Here is an 18956-nt window from a genome sequence, read left to right on the forward strand (position 1 = left end):
GCGCAGGTCTAGCGCCCGGGGGGTCCGGGGTCGTCGTGGTCGGGCACATCGCAGCCCTGGACCGGGGAGCTGTGCTCCGTCGCAGCACGGTCCCTGCCCAATGAGGTGTGGTCGTCTGCCAGGTCCGCAGCGTACGGGGCCTGCGGTGGGGCCAGATCGGCCAGGATCTCGTTGGCGGCCTGGGCCAGCAGATCCCGCTGCAACCGCGGCAACAGCATGGAGTGGTGCAGGTAGGCGTCGAGTTCGAACTCGCTGACGTCCCCGCCGACGCCGAAGTAGTACAACCATAATCGGGGCCGATCGATGCCGGCGGCAACCATCGTGGCTCGCAGACGCCGGGCCTGCTCATAGCCCACCGCCGCCTCGTCGTCCTGGTTGTCCTCGCCCACCGGCCTCATCAACCTCGGTCCTGGGCGTCCTCCGGCCCACGGTCCAGGATCTCGGCGGCGACCTCGGCCACCAGCCGCCCCTGGGCGTGGGCTTGCCCCAAGAGGAGCGATCGGGCGGCCTCAGGGTCCAGGTGCTCCCGGGCCATCAGGACACCGGCGGCCAGCCCGACCGTCTCCCGGGTGGCCAGCGCTGCCTTGAGGGACGCACTCAGGCGCACCGGGGCGTCGGTGGTCTGGGCGGCACCGAGCAGGGTGGCCGCCGCATCGGCGAACAGCCCCAGCAGCCGCTCCTCGGCCTCCCCGAAAGCGGCAGGGGCGGTGGCGTAGACCTTCAACGCCCCCAGAGCATGGCTTCGGTACACCAGCGGGGTGCTCAGCACCGAACGGATCCCGGCCTCCGCGGCCGCGGATTCCCAGGCCGCCCACCGGGTCTCGCTGGTGGTGTCCGCGATGCGCTGGGGCATCTGCGTGGCCCACGCGCTCAGGCACGGACCCATCCCCAGCTCGTACTGCAGGGCATCAGCGGTCTCCACGACCTTGTCGGTGGAGGCGGAAGAGACCCGGGTGCCGTGCTCGTCCAGCAACGACACCCCGGCCCCGGCCGCACCCGGGATCATCTGGTGGGCGGCCCGGGCGAGCTGATGCACCGCGGTGGTGGCATCTTCCTCGGACAGGAGCATTCCGTGCAGGTCGGCGAAGACGGCGATCAGTTCACCGGGAGAGGATTCGAAGGAGGCAGAAGACATGGGGTGCTCGCGGTTCGGCGGGGTGGTCGGACTGGCGCGGTAGCCGCTGCCGACTCCGTCAGCGAAGAGAGCGTCAAGGCCGGCCAACCCTCTCTTGTCCATCAGCATACTGCCTATGGCGCGGCCCGGGCGCTCCGGCTGGCCCGCCGAGCAACTGCGGCAGTGGCAAGACCAGGGGACAGCTGCCTCCGGTTCGCGTCCGGAGCGTTTCGGCAGTGGTTCCCTGCAGATGTCCCGCACGAAGTGTCCCCCACTACCCTCCCTCGGGATGACGGGGCAGCTGGAGGACATGCGCTGTACACAGGGCACGGCTGGCGGCAATCCACTCGGCTGGGGGTCGGCGACGCGTCCCTGGGTCGGGGTGCTACTCGTCGGGTTGTGGTGTCCGCGCCGTGGAGCAGGTCCCGGGTGTAGGGCAGTGGGCGCTGGTGGTGGGCCTCGAGCAGGTGGTTGGCGGCGTGGATGAGGATGTCGCACTGGAAGGCCGGTAGGTGCAGGCACTGATGCAGGTAGGCCTCGATCTCGAACTGTTCCACGTTCCCGCCCTGCCCGAGGTAGCCCGACCACAGGGCGTCCAGGGTGAACCGCTCACGATCCATGGCCTCGATCAGCAGCCAGGCCTGGGTGAACCCGGCAGTGGTGTCGTCCATCTGCTCCTCCCACGATGTCGGTTCGAGATCCTGTGCTGGTTCTTATCCGGTGGTGTGTCCGGTGCCGTGGCGTCCCAGGTCTTCCCACAGGTGGGCCAGGGTGGCGGCCCCGGCGGTCAGCAGGTCGGTGCGCACGCTTTCGTCACTGTCGTGCCAGTTGTCCTCGACCAGCCCGGTGCCGAAGAACACCACCGGCGCCTCCAACGTGGTGGCCAGCAGTTCGGCGGGCCCGCCACCGGCGTTGCCCATCCGCCCGACCTCGCCCACGCCGAAGCCGGCGGCCATGGCCCGGTCCAGGGCTTCGATGACCGGGGTGTCGGGGGTGCGGTAGGCCTCCTGGGCGGTCTCGACCGAGATCGACAGGTCGTACCCGTAGCCCTCCCCGACCCGTTCACCCACCCAGTGGCGCAACTGCTCCGCCACCTCGTGCACCTTCTGCCCGACCACGGTGCGGATGCTCAGGTCCATGGCCGCCATCGAGGGAATCGTGGCCCGTGAGACTCCGACCGGGTCCCCGGCGACCAGGGCGATGACTTCCAGGGCGGGGCGTTCCCACAGCCTCTCCAGCACGGTGTAGCCGACTTCCCCGCCGATGCTGCGGGTGTGGGAACGCGCCAGCCAGTCGGCCTCGTCGAAGGGCAGCGCGGCCAGCTCCGCCCGCCGGGCGGCGGCGATCTCGGCGACGTTGTCGTAGAAGCCGGGCAGCGTGATCCTCCCGTGCTCGTCGTAGAGCTGGGCCAAGAGCCTGCTGATCTCCAGGGCCGGGTTGGGGGCGACCCCGGAGACGGCCCCGCTGTGGATGTCGGTGTAGGGGCCGTAGACCTCCAGGTGCGCCCCGAGCATTCCGCGCACCCCGGTGCACAATCCCGGGTGGTCGGTGCGCCACAGCAGGGTGTCGGAGAAGATCACCACGTCCGCGGCCAGCTCCTGGGCGTGGTCCTCCAGCAGGGCGGCCAGGCCGGGGGAGCCGGCCTCCTCCTCGCCCTCGATGAGGACCTTGAGGTTCACCGCCGGGACCTCGCGCCCGGTGGTGGCGAGGTGCGCCCGCACTCCCCACAGGTGGGCGGTGACCTGGCCCTTGGCGTCGGAGGTCCCGCGGCCGTAGAGCCGCCCGTCACGGGCCACCGGGTCGAAGGGGGAGGTCTGGTCCCAGTTCTGCTCCTTGACCGCGCGCACGTCGTGGTGGCTGTAGACCAGCACGGTCGGCGCCCCGGGGGACTCGCACCAGGACCCGTAGACGGCCGGGCCCTGGTCCCCGTCCCAGATGTCCGTGGTCGGGAACCCGATGTCGCGCAGCTCCCCGGCCAACCAGTGGGCCGAGCGCACCAGGTGGTGAGCCCGTTCCGGGACCCCGGCCACCGAGGGGATCCGCACCCATTCCACCAACCCGGCCAGCAGCTGATCGGTGTGGGCCCCCAAATAGGCTTTGATGGCCTCTTCAGCGGACATGGCCGGGTCCTCTCCGGCTCGCCCCGACCCACAGGGTGCGGGTGCTCAACCCCCGGACCTGTTTCGCCAACAGGAACAGGGCCTGGTGGTCGGATGCGGCGAGGTCGCCGGTGACGATGGGGCGCACCTGGGCGCCCTGCGGGGCGGCCTCCACGGTCACGCACAGCTGCAGTTCCATGAGCATGGCTCCCTCGCCACGAGATGGTCCCGGCTCGCTGCTGAACCTGCCCTCAGGCTACGGGTCCGCCCCTGGCCTGACCAGGGCCGACCGGGTCAGGTGATGCCGGACCGGCGCATCATGGCCGGATGGGATCCGGCCGCGGCCGGAGCACCCGTGGTCGGACTCACCAGCTGACCCTCGACCCCCGAGCGGGCGGCCCGCCAGGACCAGGCCGGCAACCGGCAGCCAACGGTCTCAGAGTCACCGCGTCGACGAGCAACAGCTCCTCTTCCACACCGAAAGTCCGCACCGGATCCACTCCTTGTCGACCGTGTTTCCACCATCGTGGGCCCCATAGCGAAACGGCGGAAGCCGCAGACCGCGAACAGGAAAACAGCAGGACGCAAACACCTGAGACTTCTGCCGCAGGTATCGCAGCAGGAGCTTTCTGCGCGGACGGGGCTGGCGGGTGCTGGGCCACCGCCGCTGAACCGTCACATCTTCCTCAGCACCCTTGCTATATCGGCGAGGGGCCCCGTCCTGCCGGAATTCAGGGGTTGACCCCGACGGGGCGCGGTGGGACGCTGTCGTGCATCGGAAGTCCACTGATGAACCAGGTCAACGAGCCGAGGTGGCGCGGATGCGAGCGATGGTCTATCGGGGGCCGTACAAGATCCGGGTGGAGGAGAAGGACATCCCGCGGATCGAGCACCCCAACGACGCGATCGTGCGGGTCACGCTCGCGGCGATCTGCGGATCGGACCTGCACCTCTACCACGGGATGATGCCGGACACCCGGGTCGGGACGACCTTCGGCCACGAGTTCGTCGGGGTGGTCCACGAGGTCGGCCCCTCCGTGGAGCACCTGAAGCCCGGGGACCGGGTCATGGTGCCGTTCAACGTGTACTGCGGGTCCTGCTGGTTCTGCGCCCGGGGCCTGTACTCCAACTGCCACAACGTCAACCCCAACGCCACCGCCGTAGGCGGGATCTACGGCTACTCGCACACCTGCGGGGGCTACGACGGCGGTCAGGCCGAGTACGTGCGGGTGCCCTTCGCCGACGTCGGACCCTCGATCATCCCCGACTGGATGGACGAGGAGGATGCGGTGCTGCTCACCGACGCCGTGGCCACCGGCTACTTCGGCGCCCAGCTCGGGGACATCGTCGAAGGCGACACCGTCGTCGTGCTGGGGGCGGGTCCGGTCGGGCTGTACGCCGCGAAGTCAGCGTGGCTGATGGGTGCGGGACGGGTGATCGTGGTCGACCACCTGGAGTACCGGCTCGAGAAGGCCCGCCGGTTCGCCCACGCCGAGACGTTCGACTTCGCCGAGCACGACGACATCGTGGTGGAGCTGAAAAGAACCACCGACTACCTGGGTGCGGACGTCGTCATCGAGGCGGTCGGCGCCGAGGCGGACGGCAACTTCACCCAGCACGTGAGCGCGGCCAAGCTCAAGCTGCAGGGCGGGTCGCCGATCGCGCTGAACTGGGCCATCGACTCCGTGCGCAAGGGCGGGACGATCTCGGTGATGGGGGCCTACGGGCCGATGTTCAGCGCCGTGAAGTTCGGCGACGCCCTCAACAAGGGCCTGACCCTGCGGATGAACCAGTGCCCGGTGAAGCGGCAGTGGCCGCGGCTGTTCGAGCACATCCGCAACGGCTACTTCACACCCAGTGACATCGTCACCCATCGGATCCCCCTGGAGCACATCGCCGAGGGGTACCACATGTTCTCGTCCAAGCTCGACGGCTGCATCAAGACACTCGTCGTCCCCGGCACCGGGTGAGACGGCCAAGGAGGGGAACCGAGACCATGGCGAGCACACCTGAGCACACCCCGTACATCGCTGGTGAGGCCCGGCGCACCGTCTCGCGCGAGGCGCTGCGGGCGCGCATCCCCGGTTGGGGCGCGGACCTGGACCCGGCCGACCGTCCTTCGGTGCCGAAGTTGCGCTACGACCCGGCGGGCACAGGAGCGCATTGGGAGTACCCGGAGGCGCAGCCCGAGCACCGGCCGCGCGAACGGTCGATCGAGCACGCGCACCTGACCCCCGTCTTCGGCACCGCGTGCCCGTCGAAGGGCCTGCCGGGAGCACTGCGCCGGCACGCCTACCAGCGCTACAGCGAGGCACGGGCGGCGCACTGGCTCATCCTCCTCGCCGCCGACCGCGTCGACGCCTGGCAGAGCCACTTCACCTCATGGGCAACCTTGCGTCCGGACAACCCGGTCACCGAGACCGGGGTGCTGGCCGAGCCCGTCCGGCACGGCTTGTCTTCACGGATCGGGACCCGCCGCGCTGATCTCTCCCACCAATGGCTGGACCCGATCATCGTGGGAGGCCCCTGGGTGCTGGGCGCTGGAGCGGCCGTCGCAGTGATCAGGACGCTGATCCACCGCGGGCGAGGGAGCTGATGGAGCCGGGACGGTCGTCCGCCGATCGGCACCAGCAGCATGGGCATGGTCACCGGCTTGCCCTCGGCCAGCGCCCCGGCGGTCACGGTGCGGCGGTCTCCGCCGGTGGCCAGGCACTTGAGGACGATGTCGCGGTCGGTCACCACGCCACTGAGCCGGTTGTCCTCCCCGCAGATCGGCAGGGCACCGACGTCGAGTGCATCTCCTCCTGACAACGTGCCTGGACCCAGGGGGTGTGCGGCTCGGCCGCCGGACCGGTGAGAAGCGGCTCCCCGCCCGTGGTGGGGAGCCGCTTCTCGTTGGTTCATGGGTGCGAACGGTGTCCGTCGGTGGGACTCAGGTGCGGGTCCGGCCGGCGGTCCGGTCGTGGGTGTTGCGGTCCAGGAAGGACAGTCCGACCATGGTCAGGCCCAGGAGCAGGTGCAGCCAGTCGTCGGCGGTGTTCAGCGGCACGAAGTTGGCCCCCGAGTCCTTGTCGATGAGCAGGCCGTAGAGCCACAGCAGCAGGTACACGGCCCCGCCCCAGCGCAGGTAGTTCCGCGCCCCCGCCACGGTCCGGGCCAGGGCGATGCCGGCGATGCCGTAGAGCAGGTGGACGAGGTTGTGCAGGATGGAGACCTGGAAGACGCCCATGAGCATGGCCTCGGACTGGTGGCCGGCGACCATGAGCTGGTCGTAGTTGGTGGTGATGCCGGGGATGAATCCGGCTGCGCCCACGAGCAGGAAGACGGCCCCGTAGAGCAGGGCCGCCGTGCGGACGGGTGAGCGGCGGGTGGTGCGGTCGCCGGGTCGGGCGGCGGGGGTGGTCATGATCGCTCCTCTCCTCGAGCTGGTTCAGGGCCGTGCGGTGGGCCGCCGGCTATTCCTTCTTGAGCTTGTCCTGGATGCTGCCGGCGGCCTTCTCCATGATGTTGGGCTGTTCGGTGGTGCCGTAGAACCGGGCGTCCGGGTGGGTGGGCGGCGGCATCGGCACCCCCGCCATCGGCGTGTCCTGGTACCCGAACTGCCCGTGCCCGTCCGGGGTCGGCCCCGAGGCCCAGGAGCCCTCCGCGGCGGTAGTACCGTCGGAGAAGTTGTAGTAGTCGTAGGAGAACTCGGTGGCCTCCTTGGACTGCGGGAAGTTGGAGGGCACCGGCATCTGCTCCAGCCCGTCGGCCTGGAGCTCCTTCACCGCGGCCATCCACTGGTTCTGGTGCATGGTGTCCCTAGCCAGCAGGAAGGACAGCATGTCCCGGATCCCCTTGTCGTCGGTCATGTGGTAGAGCCGGGCGACCTGGGTGCGGCCCTGCATCTCCGCGTTGACGTTGGCGGTCATGTCCGCCAGGAGGTTCCCGGAAGCAGTCACGTAGGACCCGGACCAGGGGTTGCCCATCGAGTCCACCGGACGGGCTCCGGCCCCGGCGACGATCGCGTGCTGCAGGTCGGTGCCGCCGATCACCGCAGCCACCGCCGGGTCGGACTGCACGGCGTCCTCGGTGATGCCCAGCGGGGCCTTCTCGAGCAGCTGGGCGACCATCGTGGCGAGCATCTCGATGTGGCCGAACTCCTCGGCGGCGGTGCCGAAGAGCAGATCCCGGTACTTGCCCGGGATGTGGGCGTTCCAGGCCTGGAAGCTGTACTGCATGGCCACGGTGATCTCCCCGTACTGCCCGCCGATCACCTCCTGGAGCTTGCGCGCGTACACCGCGTCCGGGGCCTCCGGGGTGGACTTGTACTGGAGCTTCTGCTGGTGCAAGAACATGCTGACCTCCGTCATCGACTGCTGTGGCCGGCGGTGACCGGGCACTCCGCGCCCGTGATTCCCGGCTCTGATCTCTACGCTAGTGATCCGGCCCCCAGAAGGGAAGCTTGCTTACTGAATGAACGGGGCATCAGATGAGCTGAGGCCGGGCGCTCGGGGACGTCCCGCCCCGGGGTCTGCGGGCGGTGCGGGGTGGGAGCGGTGTGGGCCCGTGGGTGGGCAGGCCGTTGGGGATCAGCAGTTCGACCGGGCTGACCCCCTGCAGGGTGTCGTCGTGGTCGATCGCCCAGCGCAACAGGTCCAGGGCGTTCGGCTCCACGTGGCCGGCGGCGGCGAGATCAACACTGACGGTCACCGGGGGGATCAGCGACCGGGCACGGCGCACCAGCGGATACAGGACGTGCTGGTTGGCCTCGGTCAAACACCCGGTGACGATCAGTCGCACATAGGCGCCGTCCAGGTCGATCTGGACGAGGACGGAGAGCTTGTGGTCCATGAGAGCATCCTTCGTCGCATGCAATCTGTCTCATGGCCACCTTCTGGACCACTCCCCACGGTACTCGCCTCGTTGCACGTGGGCCAGGGATCTGCTGAATTCGTACCGTCAGCTCGTGCGCCCCTCGTGCTGGAGCAGTTCCCCGTCCGCTCCCGCGGGCCGGGGCACGACAACCCGGCCGCGAGCATCTAAAGTGGACAGTGTGCTGATCATCGGGGGAGTTCGGTGAGCAGCGCGTGCACCGTCCGGACCACTCGACCACGAAAGGACCACGCCATGAGCCAGCCAGAGCAGCAGCAGGAGGTCCCCGGCGTCCAGGCCGCGATGACCCCCGTCCCGGACTGCGGCGAGCACAGCTACCGCGGCTCCGGCAAGCTCGCGGGCAAGGCGGCCATCATCACCGGCGGGGACAGCGGCATCGGCCGTGCCGCCGCGATCGCCTACGCCCGCGAGGGCGCCGACGTCCTGATCGCCTACCTCGAGGAGGACGACGACGCCCAGGACACCGCCCGCTGGATCGAGGAGGCCGGGCGTCGCGCCGTCCTGGTCCGCGGAGACCTCTCGGACCCGGCCCACTGCCGGGCTGTCGTCGAGAGGGCCGTGCAGGAGTTCGGCCGGATCGACGTGCTGGTCTCCAATGCCGCCTACCAGATGAGCCGCGACAGCCTCGACGAGATCAGCGACGAGGAGTGGGACTACACGTTCCGGCTCAACATCGGCGCCATGTTCCACCTCACCAAGGCCGCCGTGCCCCACATGCCTCCGGGGTCGGCGATCATCGGCAGCTCCTCGGTGCAGTCCGACCAGCCGTCCCCGCAGCTTGCGCCCTACGCGGCCACCAAGGCGGCGATCGCGAACTTCTCCGCCGGGCTCGCGCAGATGCTGGGCGAGAAGGGCATCCGGGTGAACAGCGTGGCCCCGGGCCCGATCTGGACGCCGCTGATCCCGGCGACCATGCCCGCGGAGAAGGTGGGGGCCTTCGGCGACGACGTCCCTCTGGGCCGCGCCGGCCAGCCCGCCGAGCTCGCGCCCGTCTACGTGCTGCTGGCCTCGGACGACGGCAGCTACATCTCCGGCTCGCGGGTCGCCGTCACCGGTGGCAAGCCCATCCTCTGAGCCCGGATCCTCCGCTCGCGAGACCGGCGAGGCGCTTCACCCCGGCGGAAGGACAGGGTTTCCGCCCGGGGTGGGGGCGGGGCTGATCACTCGTCGTCCACGATCTCGCGGGCAGTGTCCTCGATGTCGTGTCCGCTCTGTCGGGCGTGGCCCACGGCGTTCTGTGCCTGGCCTTCGGCCTGCAGGTCTGGTTTGTCGGTGGCGGCGCCGATCTTGTCCTTGGCGGCACCGGCAGCCTTGTCCGCGGCGGCACCGGCCTTGTCCCTGAGTCCCACAGGTGCTCCCTTCTCCCGGTCAGAGGGCCTCCTCGGCCCGGACGCCTGGTCGGCGGACGTCGCTGACGCTTCGGGGCCGTCCAAGTGTCCGGACCCAGTCGGGCATCTTCCGGAACCGGTCCTCAGTACTGGTCGAAGGAGATGAGTTCCACGAGTTCTCCGACGCGGTCCTCGGGCATGGACCGGGCGATGTCCGCCTGGCTGAGCATCCCGACGAGGTCGTGGCCGTCGATCACCGGCAGCCGCCGCACCTGGTGCTCGCCCATCGTCTTGATCGCCTCCTCCACGCTGTCGTCGGCGCCGATCGTGACCGGTTTGCCCTCGGCCAGCTGACCGGCCTTCACGGCCCTGGGGTCGGTGCCGATCGCCAGGCACTTGATGACGATGTCGCGGTCCGTGACCATGCCCATGAGCCGGTTGTGCTCCCCGCAGATCGGCAGCGCGCCGACGCCGAGGTCTTTCATCTTCCGGGCGGCTTCCTCCAGGGTCTCGTTCTCCCCGATGCACTCGGCGCCGCCGGTCATGATCTCGCGTGCCGTGGTCATAGCTGATCCTCCTCCGAGGTGGAAAGTGACTCGAGCACCGGTGTGCTCAGGTTGCGTGTGCCTGTGACGACCCGTGTGCCCGGGCGGTGACGGGTCGGTGTTCGTTGCGGGTCTCCCGCCCCGTTCCCCGGGGCGCTACTGCTGGGTGTCCGGGCGAGGGGCGCGTTCCCGCTCCTCCACCGCGGAGCGCACCTCCGGGTCGTCGGTGTCGTCGACCCAGGGCTCGGTCTGGCGGTGCTCCTCCACGTGGTCGGGTTGGATGCCGGCCACCTCGCCGGCGACCTCGTGCTTCATCTGGTCGTCCAGTTCCGCGCTGTGCTTGGTGTTGCCTCGCTCGGCCATGTCGATCTCCTTGCAGGGATGGGACGGCGTACTTCGGTGGGACGGCCCGTCAGGCGTTCCCGTCCTCCTCGAGCAGACCCCGCTGGGCGCGGTCGGCTGCTTCGGAGGCGTCTTCCGGCAGCGGGTCGGTGGCCGGTGGGACCTGCCCGGGCGCGTAGTCGGTCAGCCCGGCGGCCACCCGCTCCTGTTCGGTGGCTGCGGCCAGTGCCTCGTCGTCGAGATGCTCGGGCATCCCGGCGTGGCCCTGGTAGATGGGGTCGGGCAGGGCGTCGCCCTCGGGCTCGAGGACGTCGTCGAGGTCCGGCGCGTCGTCGTTGTTCGGGGTGGTCATGGAGAACCTCCTGTGCTGAGCCGTGCCTCCCACCTTAGTGACCTGACTCACGGAGCGGAACCACCCTGGGACCTGGGAAAGGGGCCTGTGGAGGTCCCGCACGTGCTCCTCCCGGGCTGCGTTGAGCAGTCGACCGTAGGCTGTTCGTGCGCATCGCCTGCGTGTTCCGAGGCCGCAGGCGCCGATGCGTTCCCCGACATGAGGACTGCCTGATGACTGACGTCGCTCCGGACCGACCGGCGATGCTGCACCCCGTACCAGCCCAGCGTTCGATCGTCGTGATTCCGAGGGTGCACGACGGCTCCGGCGCCCGGACCAACTACGGGCTGGTGCAGGCCGAACTGGACCCGGGCGGGCAGATGCTGATCTTCCCGCAGGGCCCGGTGGTCGACCCCGACGAACTGCGCGCCGGGGCGGCGGTGCTGCTGGAGGAGGAGTTCGGGCAGGGCATGTCCGCGGCGGTGATCGCTCCGCTGGGGATCCTCTACGCCGATCAGCGCAAGGAGGAGCGGATCGACGTGCTGCTCGCAGTGGCGCGCCGGACCGATGCCGAGTACGGAGAGGCGCTGGAGCCGGCCGGCATCCCCGGGGTGGAGTGGGCCGATGAACAGCAGCTGCTCCAGCACCTGTGCTCCGGGCGGATCACGGACACCACCACCGCCTCAGCCCTGGCACTGCTGCACGCCTGCGGTGAGTTCACCCGCTGAGAGGTGCACCTGCAGCACATGTCGGACTTCGCCGCCCGGCTCGAGGGCACCGGCGAGTTCGTCGACGCGCAGGCGCTGTCCCCGGAGGGCACGTTCGTCCGCTACGGCGGCGCGGGGCGGCTGCCCGTCACCGACGGCCCGTTCCCCGAGACCAGGGACCTGATCGCCGGCTGGATGGTGATCGACGTCGATTCCTACGACCGAGCGCTCGAGCTGGCCGCCGAGCTGTCCGCGGCCCCGGGGGCGGGCGGGAGGCCGATCCACGAGTGGCTCGAGCTCCGCCCGTTCCTGACCGCGCCGCCGCAGCGGCGTACCGCCACGGGCGCGACGGCGACCCCGTGACCGCGGCGCGGTTCTACGCCGCGGCCGCCCGGTCGGCGCCCAGCCTCCCCGAGCGCGACCACCTCGTGCTGCAGGCCGCACGGCTCAACGCGGGGCTGCCCGGTGGGGCGACCGGGCCGCACCGGTCAGGGGCCCCCCGGAGCGGTTGACTCCTCGGGGCGCTCGCCGGTGAGGACGCCGGTGGTGGTCAGCCGCTCTGCGACGTCCCGGAGCTTGGTGTTCGTCTGGGAGCTGGCGGTCGTGAGGATGAGGAAGGCCTGCTGGGGCGTGATCTTGAACCGCTCCATGAGCACGCCCTTCGCCTGACCGATGAGGTCCCGGGTGGCCAGGGCCTCGTGGAGGTGGCCGACCTGCTGGGCGTCGGCGAAGGCCACCGCGGCGTGGGCCGCCACCAGCAGACCGATCTCCTCGGACTCGTCGGTGAACGCGGCGAAGTCGGCGCCGTAGACGTTGAGTGCCCCGAGGACGTCGCCGTCGGTGTAGAGCTGGAACGCGAGCATCGACGTCGCTCCCGCCTCCAGGGCGGCCGGGGCGAACCGGGGCCACCTGTCCTCGTGGCGGAAGTCGGGGACGTGGACGATCCGCTCCTCGTAGGCCGCGTCCATGCAGGGTCCCTCCCCGGTGTCCTGCTGCAGCCGGTCCACCCGGCGGGGGAGCGCGCCCGAGGCGGCCCGGGACTCGATGCCGCGGTGCCGCCGGGCGACCGAGATCGAGGCCTCCACCACCCCGGGGATGAGCTCCACCGCCGCGCGGACCATGGCCTCGAGGGTGCCCTGGACGTCGGTCTCGCCCTGCAGGGTGCGGGCCAGGTCGCTCAGCCGCCGGGCCAGGTCCGCGTCCACGGCCCCCGTCCGGTCCCGGCGGGGGTTCGACCTGGCCGTTCGTCCCGTGTCCGTGCCCATTCCCCCAGTCTCCACCTCCATCGCCCGTCAGGACCCGGGATCGCGGAATTCGTTGCGGACGGGAACGACCCGCCCTGTCGAGGGCGGCGGACGGCCGTCTCCGCACCGGTCCGTGCTGCGGCCCGCACAGGATCCCGGCGGGGGCGCCCGCTGCTGCGACGGGTGGGCTCAGCCCGTGCTCAGGGCCGCGCACGCGGCCTCGATGGACTCCGGGGACAGGACGTGGTCGATGGCCAGCACCGCCGCCCCCATGACGCCGGCGCGCTCGCCGGCGACCGAGGGCGCCACACTCAGGTGCTCCGTGGCCAGGGGCAGGGACCGCCGGTAGACGACCTCCCGGATGCCGGCCAGCAGGTGCTCCCCGGCCTGGGCGAGGCTGCCGCCGATCACGATCACGGACGGGTTGATGAGATTCACGCAGGTGGCCAGGACGTCCCCGATGTCCCGCCCCGCCTGGCGGATCACCTGCACGGCCAGCGGGTCCCCGGAGCGGACGAGGTCGATCACGTCCTGGCTGGTGGACAGCGTGCCGGCGGTCTGCTCGTTGAGCGTCCGCACGAGGGTGGGAGCGCCGGCGAGCGCCTCGAGACATCCGGTGTTGCCGCAGCGGCAGAGCAGCTCGTCGCCGCGCGGCACCCGGACGTGGCCGAGGTCCCCCGCTGTGCCCTGGGCGCCGCGCTGGAGCGCGCCGCCGGAGATGATCCCCGCGCCGATGCCCGTGGCCACCTTGACGAACATCAGCTCGGTGGTCCCGGGCCAGAAGAGGCTGCGCTCGCCCAGGGCCATGATATTGACGTCGTTGTCCACCAGCACGGGCACGTCGTAGTGGACCTGCACGAGGGCGGGGACGTCGACGCGGTCCCACCCCGGCATGATGGGCGGGTTTATCGGCCGGCCCGTCTCGTGCTCCACGGGACCGGGCAGCCCGATGCCGATGGCGGCGAGGTCCGCGGCGGGGCGGTCCGCGCGCTCGAGCAGCGCGGCGACCGTGCGCACGAGCCAGCCCAGGACCGCCTCGGGGCCCTCGCCGATCGCGAGCGCCTGGCGCTCCTCGGCGAGCTCTCGGCCGGAGAGGTCCGCCAGGATGGCCCGGGCGTGCGTCGCCCCGAAGTCCGCGCCGACCACCACCCGGGCGCCCGGGTTCAGGGCGAAGAGCGAGGGTGGGCGCCCCCCGGTGGAGGCGGCCCCGCCGTACGGTGCGACGAGTCCCAGGGTCATGAGGGTGTCCACGCGGGACGCCACGGTGGAGCGGGCCAGCCCGGTCAGCTGGGCGAGCTCCGCCCGGGTCCTCGGGCGGCCGTCGCGCAGCAGCTGGAAGACTTCGCTCGCCCCCGGGGCGGGCGAGTCCGAGGAGCGCGGCGACGGCGCCGACGGAGGAGTCTGCAGCACTTTTTCAGTAGAGCATGCCCCCTTAGGGGGGTCAAGCACGTCACAAACGCACAGTGATGGAACAACTTTTGCAGGACTGTCGACAGAAGTCTGTGGTGCGTGTCACAGTGACCGCATGAACGAGCGCACGAGCTCCCCGGTGCTGGACGTCACCGGCCTGTCGAAGTCCTTCTTCGGGGTGCCGGTGCTCGAGGACGTGGACCTGCGGCTGCACGCCGGCGAGGTGCACGGGCTCGTCGGCGAGAACGGCGCCGGCAAGTCCACCCTGATGAAGGTGCTCGCCGGGGTGCACGAGCGGGACGCGGGCACCGTGCAGATCGGCGGCACCCCCGTCGAGTTCCACCACCCCACCCAGGCGCACGTGGCCGGGCTGTCGACGGTGTTCCAGGAGTTCAACCTGCTGCCCGACCGCACCGTGGCCGAGAACGTGTTCCTCGGCCGCGAGCCGCGCCGGGGCCTGCTCGTGGACCGGCGGGCCATGAACGCGAGGACGAGCGAGCTGCTCGAGGACCTGGGCATCACCAGCATCCGGCCGACCACGACCGTGAGCTCGCTGTCCGTGGCCCAGCAGCAGATCGTGGAGATCGCCAAGGCCATCAGCTACGACGCCCGCGTCATCTCCATGGACGAGCCGACCGCGGCCCTCGCCGGCCCCGAGGTGGACCTGCTCTACGCGATCGTCCGCCGGCTCCGGGCGCGCGGCACCGCCATCCTGTACGTGTCCCACCGGCTGAAGGAGATCTTCGACCTGTGCGACACCATCACCGTCCTCAAGGACGGCCGCGTGGTGGGCACCGAGCCCGCCTCCGCCATGGACGACGCCGCCCTGGTGCGGATGATGGTGGGCCGCCCGATCTCCGCCTACTTCCCGGAGGCGGTGCCCGGCACCGGGGTGGGGCGGGAGCTCCTGAGGATCGACGGCGGCGGCAACGACCAGCTCGACGGCATCGACCTGACCCTGCGCGCCGGGGAGATCGTGGGGGTCGCCGGGCTCCAGGGCTCGGGGCGGACGGAGCTGGTGGAGGCCGTCTTCGGCGTCCACCCGTTCACCCGCGGGTCCATGGCGCTGGACGGCAGGCCGTACACGGCCATCTCGCCCCGGCAGGCCGTCCGGCAGGGCGTGGCCCTGATCACGGAGGACCGCAAGTCCCAGGGACTGAGCCTCGACCAGTCCATCCTGGACAACGCCCTGGGCGTGATCCGCTCCGTCTTCCCGCGGCGGACCGCCGCGGCCCGCAAGGACGTCCCCGGGGTCCTCTCCTCGCTGGAGGTCGTGGCCCGGGACCTGGACCAGGAGGTCCAGTACCTCTCGGGCGGGAACCAGCAGAAGGTCGTCCTCGCCAAGTGGCTGGCCGTGGACCCGCGGGTCGTGCTGCTCGACGAGCCCACCCGAGGGATCGACGTGGGCGCCAAGATCGCCGTCTACAACCTCATGCGCATGCTCGCCGCGGAGGGCAGGGCCATCCTCATGGTCTCCAGCGAACTGCCGGAGGTCCTCGGCATGTCCAGCCGGATCGTGGTCCTGCGCGACGGCCGGATCGCCGGTGAGCTCCCGCCGGACAGCACCGAGGAGCAGGTGCTGCGGCTGGCCACCGGCGCCCGCACGGAAGGGGCGAGACCGTGAACGCGTTCTCGAGGCTCACGTCCACCCACATCGTCTACCTCGTGGTGCTGCTCACCGTCGTGGTCGGCACGGTGCTCGTGGGCGCCACCGGGCGCAGCTTCGTCAGCGCCGGCAACATCTCCGCGATCCTCACCGGGACCAGCGTCCTCGGCTTCATCGCGATCGGCCAGACGCTCGTGATCCTGGTGGGGAGCCTCGACCTGTCCGTGCCGTACGTCATCAGCCTCGCGAGCCTGCTCTCGGCCGGCCTCATGGCGAACCAGCCCGGGAACATCCTGCCCGGCGTGGCGCTGGCCCTGGTCGTCTCCGCGGGCATCGGCCTGGTCAACGGCCTGGTGGTGTCCGGGCTGAAGGTCCACGGGTTCATCGCCACGCTGGGCACCGGGCTCGTCGTCAGCGGCTACCTCGCCACCAACTACAAGGGCAGCTCGGGGCAGACCCCGGTGGCCTTCCGCCTCATCGGGGCCACGGGCATCGGCCCGGTCCCCATCTCCACGCTGATCATGCTGGCCTGCGCGGGCGCGGTGCTGCTCATGCTGACCCGCAGCCGCCTGGGCCACCACATGTACGCGGTCGGCGGGGACATCCGGGTGGCCCGGATGTCCGGGATCCGGACCGGCACCCCGATCGTGGCCGCCCACGTCATCTGCTCCGTCATGGCCGGTCTCGCGGGGCTGCTGCTCGCGGCGCGGCTCGGGGTGGGCAGCCCCACGATCGGGTCCCAGGGCGGGTACGACCTGCTCTCCATCGCCGCCGTGGTCCTGGGCGGGACGCTCCTGGCGGGCGGCAAGGGATCGCTGGTGGGGACGCTGGGCGGGGTCCTCATCTTCGCGATGATCGACAACATCATGAGCGTGATGCAGATCAACCCGTTCCTGAAGGACGTGGTCCGCGGCATCGTCATCGTCGTAGCCGTGGCCGTCTACGCCCGGCGCCGGGTGGTCAGCCGGCCCGCGCGCTTCGACGACCGGAGCGGGCGGACCGCGCAGGAGGTCACGGCATGAGCGCCACCGTCACGGACCGGACCGCGGTCCTGCAGCAGAACCGGTCACCGTGGCACGAGCGCGTGCTGCGCGGGCTGCGGACGCCCGGCGGGGCCGTCTTCGTGCTCCTCCTGGTGCTGCTGGTCGCGGCCGTCGCCGTCAACCCGTCCTTCGGCGAACCGGGCTCGCTGATCCGGTTCGTCGGCCGCACGGCGCCGATCGCCATCGCGGCCATCGGGCAGTACTTCGTGATCGTCTCCGGGGAGTTCGACCTGTCCATGGGTTCGGTGGTCACCGCCCAGGTGTTCGTGGCCGGCAACCTCATCGGCCAGGACGACAGCCGGACGGTGCCCGTCCTGGTCCTGATGCTCGTCCTCGGCGCGCTCGTGGGCCTGGTCAACGGACTGGTCACCACGCTCCTGAAGGTGCCGAGCTTCATCGTCACCCTCGGCACCATGCTCGCCCTGCTCGGGCTGGTGCTCTACTGGACGGGCGGCGCCGCGACGGGGAACCCCGCGGACAGCTTCCGGCAGATCGGCCGCGGCGGCATCCAGGACGTCCCGGTCCTGGGGATCCTGCCCTACCCGGTGGTCCTGGTGACGGTCGTCGCGCTCGCCGCCCTCTGGCTCATGCGCCGGCCCTACGGCCGCACGCTCGTCGCCGTGGGCGACAACCCCCGGGCCGCCGCGCTGACCGGGGCCCGGGTCTGGTGGGTGCGCACCCGGGCGTTCATGCTCTCCTCCCTGGCCGCCACCGTGGCGGGGATCATCCTCGTCGGCTACGCCGGCGTGCACCCGTCCGTGGGGCGCGGCTACGAGTTCACGGCCATCACCGCCGTGGTCCTCGGCGGGGTCGTGCTGGGCGGCGGGCGCGGCTGGGTGCTCTCCGCGGCCGCCGGCGCCTTCGCCCTCGAGACCCTCTTCGCGCTCCTGAACTTCCTGGGGGTCCAGTCGACCTGGCGGGACACCGTCCAGGGCGCGATCATCATCCTCGCCGTCGCCGCCGGCACCCAGACCTGGAAGCGCCGCCGGCGCGGCCGGACCGCGGCGGCGCAGGAGCCGAGAAGTGCCATCGCAGCACCGCCCACCCCGGGCACCGACGAGGAAGGAACATGATGCGCCGAAGCATCCAGTCAAGGATCACCGTGGTGGCAGCGGCAGCGCTGCTGGGACTGACCGCCTGCACCACCGACCAGTCGATGGAGGAGCCGCCGCCCGCCGAGACGGGGGGCGCGGAGGCCGCCGCCACGCCGGCCCCGGAGGGCGGTGACGAGTGGTTCGACCAGGCGGAGTACGACCGGCAGCTCGACCAGCGCTCCGCCTCCTTCGAGGGGGACCCGGAGCAGCCCTGGACGCAGTACATCGACGGGGAGACGACCGCCACCGGGGAGTTCGCCGCCGACGGCCCGCAGAAGGTGTGCTTCTCCAACGCCTCCATCTCCAACCCCTGGCGCCAGACCGGGTGGATCACCATGAACGAGCAGCTGAAGGTGCTCCAGGACTCCGGGGTGATCTCCGAGATGGAGACCCGCGACGCCCAGGACGACGACAACACGCAGATCGCCGACATCGACTACTTCATCGCCGAGGGCGAGTGCGACGGGTTCATCATCTCGCCGAACTCGACCGCCGCCCTGACGCCCGCCGTGGAGCGCGCGTGCGAGACCGGCAAACCGGTGGTGGTCTTCGACCGCGGGGTGGAGACCGACTGCGCGACGACGTTCATCCACCCCATCGGCGGCTTCGCCTGGGGCATCGACTCGGCGAACTTCCTGGTGGACAACCTGCAGGAGGGCGACAAGGTGGTGGCCCTGCGCATCCTCCCGGGCGTCGACGTCCTGGAGCAGCGCTGGGCCGCGGCCGAGCGGATCTTCGAGGAGAACGGGATCGAGGCGACCGACTACTTCACCGGCGCCGACCCCACCGAGATCAAGAAGATCATCTCCGACGAGCTCGCCACCGGGGACGTGCAGGGCGTGTGGATGGACGCCGGCGACGGCGCCGTCGCCGCCATCGAGGCGTTCGAGGACGCCGGCGCGGACTACCCGGTGATGACCGGCGAGGACGAGATGAGCTACCTGCGCAAGTGGGAGGACACCGGCCTGACCGGCCTCGCCCCGGTGTACTCGAACTTCCAGTGGCGCACCCCGCTGCTGGCGCTCGAGCAGATCTTCGCCGGCGAGGACGTCCCCGCCGAGTGGGTCCTGCCGCAGGAGCCGATCACCGAGGAGCAGCGGGCGGACTTCCTCGCCGACAACGAGGGGATGCCCGACGGCCACTACGCCAAGTTCGGCGGCGAGGACCTGCCGGGCTACCCCGACGTCTGGCGGGACCGCGTCATCCCCTGACCCGCCC

Annotated in this window: 22 protein-coding genes and 1 pseudogene; 9 read left to right on the forward strand and 14 right to left on the reverse strand. The window is 70.8% G+C overall.

The window, feature by feature from the left end; genetic code table 11:
* Window positions 1–8 precede the first annotated feature (8 nt).
* The 4 genes from CRM73_RS02205 to CRM73_RS02220 form a co-directional block, all read right to left on the reverse strand.
* Window positions 9–398 carry a hypothetical protein gene (locus CRM73_RS02205; RefSeq protein ID WP_229586667.1) on the reverse strand — a complete coding sequence of 130 codons (390 nt, stop codon included), beginning with the start codon at window positions 396–398 and terminating at the stop codon, window positions 9–11.
* Window positions 398–1135, reverse strand: coding sequence for a GAF and ANTAR domain-containing protein (locus CRM73_RS02210; RefSeq protein WP_229586668.1), 738 nt, complete (start codon window positions 1133–1135; stop codon window positions 398–400). Before CRM73_RS02210 ends, CRM73_RS02205 begins: the two co-directional genes overlap by 1 nt.
* Before the next feature lie 692 nt (window positions 1136–1827).
* Window positions 1828–3234: a M20/M25/M40 family metallo-hydrolase gene (locus tag CRM73_RS02215; RefSeq protein WP_229586669.1), complete on the reverse strand. Its 1407-nt coding sequence runs from the start codon at window positions 3232–3234 to the stop codon at window positions 1828–1830.
* A complete protein-coding gene (locus CRM73_RS02220; RefSeq protein WP_229586670.1) occupies window positions 3224–3412 on the reverse strand; it encodes a hypothetical protein in 189 nt (62 codons plus the stop codon). The genes CRM73_RS02215 and CRM73_RS02220 overlap by 11 nt, the downstream gene beginning before the upstream one ends.
* A gap of 622 nt (window positions 3413–4034) precedes the next feature.
* On the opposite strand from CRM73_RS02220, the gene CRM73_RS02225 reads away from it, so the two are divergent.
* Window positions 4035–5183 (forward strand): zinc-dependent alcohol dehydrogenase, encoded by a 1149-nt coding sequence (locus CRM73_RS02225; protein ID WP_229586671.1) that lies wholly within the window; start codon window positions 4035–4037, stop codon window positions 5181–5183.
* Window positions 5184–5209: 26 nt separating this feature from the next.
* Window positions 5210–5809: a hypothetical protein gene (locus CRM73_RS02230; protein ID WP_229586672.1), complete on the forward strand. Its 600-nt coding sequence runs from the start codon at window positions 5210–5212 to the stop codon at window positions 5807–5809.
* A 44-nt stretch (window positions 5810–5853) separates the two neighbouring features.
* Here the strand turns inward: CRM73_RS02230 and CRM73_RS02235 are convergent.
* The 4 genes and pseudogenes from CRM73_RS02235 to CRM73_RS02250 all read right to left on the reverse strand — a co-directional run.
* Window positions 5854–6006, reverse strand: a pseudogene (locus tag CRM73_RS02235) (CBS domain-containing protein); the annotation flags it as partial.
* 139 nt (window positions 6007–6145) lie between these two features.
* Window positions 6146–6619, reverse strand: coding sequence for a DUF4383 domain-containing protein (locus CRM73_RS02240; protein WP_229586673.1), 474 nt, complete (start codon window positions 6617–6619; stop codon window positions 6146–6148).
* Window positions 6620–6668: 49 nt separating this feature from the next.
* Complete coding sequence (locus CRM73_RS02245) at window positions 6669–7550, reverse strand: manganese catalase family protein (protein WP_229586674.1); 882 nt, start codon at window positions 7548–7550, stop codon at window positions 6669–6671.
* Between the two features lie 130 nt (window positions 7551–7680).
* The gene (locus CRM73_RS02250; protein ID WP_052132724.1) at window positions 7681–8046 is read right to left on the reverse strand and encodes a hypothetical protein; all 366 of its coding nucleotides are present in this window, start codon (window positions 8044–8046) and stop codon (window positions 7681–7683) included.
* Window positions 8047–8322: 276 nt separating this feature from the next.
* Here CRM73_RS02250 and CRM73_RS02255 point away from each other — a divergent pair, with 276 nt between their 5' ends.
* Window positions 8323–9162: an SDR family oxidoreductase gene (locus tag CRM73_RS02255; protein ID WP_229586676.1), complete on the forward strand. Its 840-nt coding sequence runs from the start codon at window positions 8323–8325 to the stop codon at window positions 9160–9162.
* 86 nt (window positions 9163–9248) lie between these two features.
* On the opposite strand, the gene CRM73_RS02260 is transcribed toward CRM73_RS02255, so the two are convergent.
* From CRM73_RS02260 to CRM73_RS02275, 4 genes are all read right to left on the reverse strand, one after another.
* Window positions 9249–9437, reverse strand: a complete 189-nt coding sequence (locus tag CRM73_RS02260) for a CsbD family protein (protein WP_035923993.1) — start codon at window positions 9435–9437, stop codon at window positions 9249–9251.
* A 122-nt stretch (window positions 9438–9559) separates the two neighbouring features.
* Complete coding sequence (locus CRM73_RS02265) at window positions 9560–9982, reverse strand: CBS domain-containing protein (protein ID WP_229586678.1); 423 nt, start codon at window positions 9980–9982, stop codon at window positions 9560–9562.
* Between the two features lie 135 nt (window positions 9983–10117).
* Window positions 10118–10324 (reverse strand): hypothetical protein, encoded by a 207-nt coding sequence (locus tag CRM73_RS02270; protein ID WP_035923991.1) that lies wholly within the window; start codon window positions 10322–10324, stop codon window positions 10118–10120.
* 49 nt (window positions 10325–10373) lie between these two features.
* Window positions 10374–10655 (reverse strand): hypothetical protein, encoded by a 282-nt coding sequence (locus CRM73_RS02275; protein ID WP_109268917.1) that lies wholly within the window; start codon window positions 10653–10655, stop codon window positions 10374–10376.
* Window positions 10656–10867: 212 nt separating this feature from the next.
* Here CRM73_RS02275 and CRM73_RS02280 point away from each other — a divergent pair, with 212 nt between their 5' ends.
* Window positions 10868–11362, forward strand: coding sequence for a hypothetical protein (locus tag CRM73_RS02280; RefSeq protein WP_229586692.1), 495 nt, complete (start codon window positions 10868–10870; stop codon window positions 11360–11362).
* An 18-nt stretch (window positions 11363–11380) separates the two neighbouring features.
* Window positions 11381–11704, forward strand: a complete 324-nt coding sequence (locus tag CRM73_RS02285; protein WP_370658512.1) for a YciI family protein — start codon at window positions 11381–11383, stop codon at window positions 11702–11704.
* Between the two features lie 125 nt (window positions 11705–11829).
* Here CRM73_RS02285 and CRM73_RS02290 read toward each other — a convergent pair whose 3' ends face one another.
* Both CRM73_RS02290 and CRM73_RS02295 read right to left on the reverse strand, forming a co-directional pair.
* Window positions 11830–12606, reverse strand: a complete 777-nt coding sequence (locus tag CRM73_RS02290) for a GAF and ANTAR domain-containing protein (protein ID WP_229586680.1) — start codon at window positions 12604–12606, stop codon at window positions 11830–11832.
* Window positions 12607–12774: 168 nt separating this feature from the next.
* The gene (locus CRM73_RS02295; RefSeq protein ID WP_229586681.1) at window positions 12775–13995 is read right to left on the reverse strand and encodes an ROK family protein; all 1221 of its coding nucleotides are present in this window, start codon (window positions 13993–13995) and stop codon (window positions 12775–12777) included.
* A 115-nt stretch (window positions 13996–14110) separates the two neighbouring features.
* Here CRM73_RS02295 and CRM73_RS02300 point away from each other — a divergent pair, with 115 nt between their 5' ends.
* From CRM73_RS02300 to CRM73_RS02315, 4 genes are read left to right on the forward strand one after another with little or no spacing between them, the layout of a single operon-like run.
* Window positions 14111–15619 (forward strand): sugar ABC transporter ATP-binding protein, encoded by a 1509-nt coding sequence (locus tag CRM73_RS02300; protein WP_229586682.1) that lies wholly within the window; start codon window positions 14111–14113, stop codon window positions 15617–15619.
* Complete coding sequence (locus tag CRM73_RS02305; RefSeq protein ID WP_095650984.1) at window positions 15616–16623, forward strand: ABC transporter permease; 1008 nt, start codon at window positions 15616–15618, stop codon at window positions 16621–16623. Before CRM73_RS02300 ends, CRM73_RS02305 begins: the two co-directional genes overlap by 4 nt.
* The gene (locus CRM73_RS02310; RefSeq protein WP_229586683.1) at window positions 16620–17717 is read left to right on the forward strand and encodes an ABC transporter permease; all 1098 of its coding nucleotides are present in this window, start codon (window positions 16620–16622) and stop codon (window positions 17715–17717) included. Before CRM73_RS02305 ends, CRM73_RS02310 begins: the two co-directional genes overlap by 4 nt.
* On the forward strand, window positions 17717–18949 hold the full coding sequence (locus tag CRM73_RS02315) for a substrate-binding domain-containing protein (protein ID WP_035924109.1): 1233 nt from the start codon (window positions 17717–17719) through the stop codon (window positions 18947–18949). The genes CRM73_RS02310 and CRM73_RS02315 overlap by 1 nt, the downstream gene beginning before the upstream one ends.
* The last annotated feature ends 7 nt before the right edge of the window (window positions 18950–18956 follow it).

This window comes from Kocuria sp. CCUG 69068 (assembly GCF_020833785.1).
Taxonomy (GTDB): domain Bacteria; phylum Actinomycetota; class Actinomycetes; order Actinomycetales; family Micrococcaceae; genus Kocuria; species Kocuria rosea.

Bases quoted from the DNA above. Each gene is read 5' to 3' on its own strand.
- CRM73_RS02275 (WP_109268917.1), bottom strand. From the start codon at position 10,655: ATGACCACCCCGAACAACGACGACGCGCCGGACCTCGACGACGTCCTC.
- CRM73_RS02290 (WP_229586680.1), bottom strand. From the start codon at position 12,606: ATGGGCACGGACACGGGACGAACGGCCAGGTCGAACCCCCGCCGGGAC.
- CRM73_RS02250 (WP_052132724.1), bottom strand. From the start codon at position 8,046: ATGGACCACAAGCTCTCCGTCCTCGTCCAGATCGACCTGGACGGCGCC.
- CRM73_RS02285 (WP_370658512.1), top strand. From the start codon at position 11,381: ATGTCGGACTTCGCCGCCCGGCTCGAGGGCACCGGCGAGTTCGTCGAC.
- CRM73_RS02280 (WP_229586692.1), top strand. From the start codon at position 10,868: ATGACTGACGTCGCTCCGGACCGACCGGCGATGCTGCACCCCGTACCA.
- CRM73_RS02225 (WP_229586671.1), top strand. From the start codon at position 4,035: ATGCGAGCGATGGTCTATCGGGGGCCGTACAAGATCCGGGTGGAGGAG.
- CRM73_RS02215 (WP_229586669.1), bottom strand. From the start codon at position 3,234: ATGTCCGCTGAAGAGGCCATCAAAGCCTATTTGGGGGCCCACACCGAT.
- CRM73_RS02255 (WP_229586676.1), top strand. From the start codon at position 8,323: ATGAGCCAGCCAGAGCAGCAGCAGGAGGTCCCCGGCGTCCAGGCCGCG.
- CRM73_RS02220 (WP_229586670.1), bottom strand. From the start codon at position 3,412: ATGGAACTGCAGCTGTGCGTGACCGTGGAGGCCGCCCCGCAGGGCGCC.
- CRM73_RS02245 (WP_229586674.1), bottom strand. From the start codon at position 7,550: ATGTTCTTGCACCAGCAGAAGCTCCAGTACAAGTCCACCCCGGAGGCC.
- CRM73_RS02315 (WP_035924109.1), top strand. From the start codon at position 17,717: ATGCGCCGAAGCATCCAGTCAAGGATCACCGTGGTGGCAGCGGCAGCG.
- CRM73_RS02270 (WP_035923991.1), bottom strand. From the start codon at position 10,324: ATGGCCGAGCGAGGCAACACCAAGCACAGCGCGGAACTGGACGACCAG.
- CRM73_RS02205 (WP_229586667.1), bottom strand. From the start codon at position 398: ATGAGGCCGGTGGGCGAGGACAACCAGGACGACGAGGCGGCGGTGGGC.
- CRM73_RS02230 (WP_229586672.1), top strand. From the start codon at position 5,210: ATGGCGAGCACACCTGAGCACACCCCGTACATCGCTGGTGAGGCCCGG.
- CRM73_RS02210 (WP_229586668.1), bottom strand. From the start codon at position 1,135: ATGTCTTCTGCCTCCTTCGAATCCTCTCCCGGTGAACTGATCGCCGTC.
- CRM73_RS02310 (WP_229586683.1), top strand. From the start codon at position 16,620: ATGAGCGCCACCGTCACGGACCGGACCGCGGTCCTGCAGCAGAACCGG.
- CRM73_RS02300 (WP_229586682.1), top strand. From the start codon at position 14,111: ATGAACGAGCGCACGAGCTCCCCGGTGCTGGACGTCACCGGCCTGTCG.
- CRM73_RS02240 (WP_229586673.1), bottom strand. From the start codon at position 6,619: ATGACCACCCCCGCCGCCCGACCCGGCGACCGCACCACCCGCCGCTCA.
- CRM73_RS02265 (WP_229586678.1), bottom strand. From the start codon at position 9,982: ATGACCACGGCACGCGAGATCATGACCGGCGGCGCCGAGTGCATCGGG.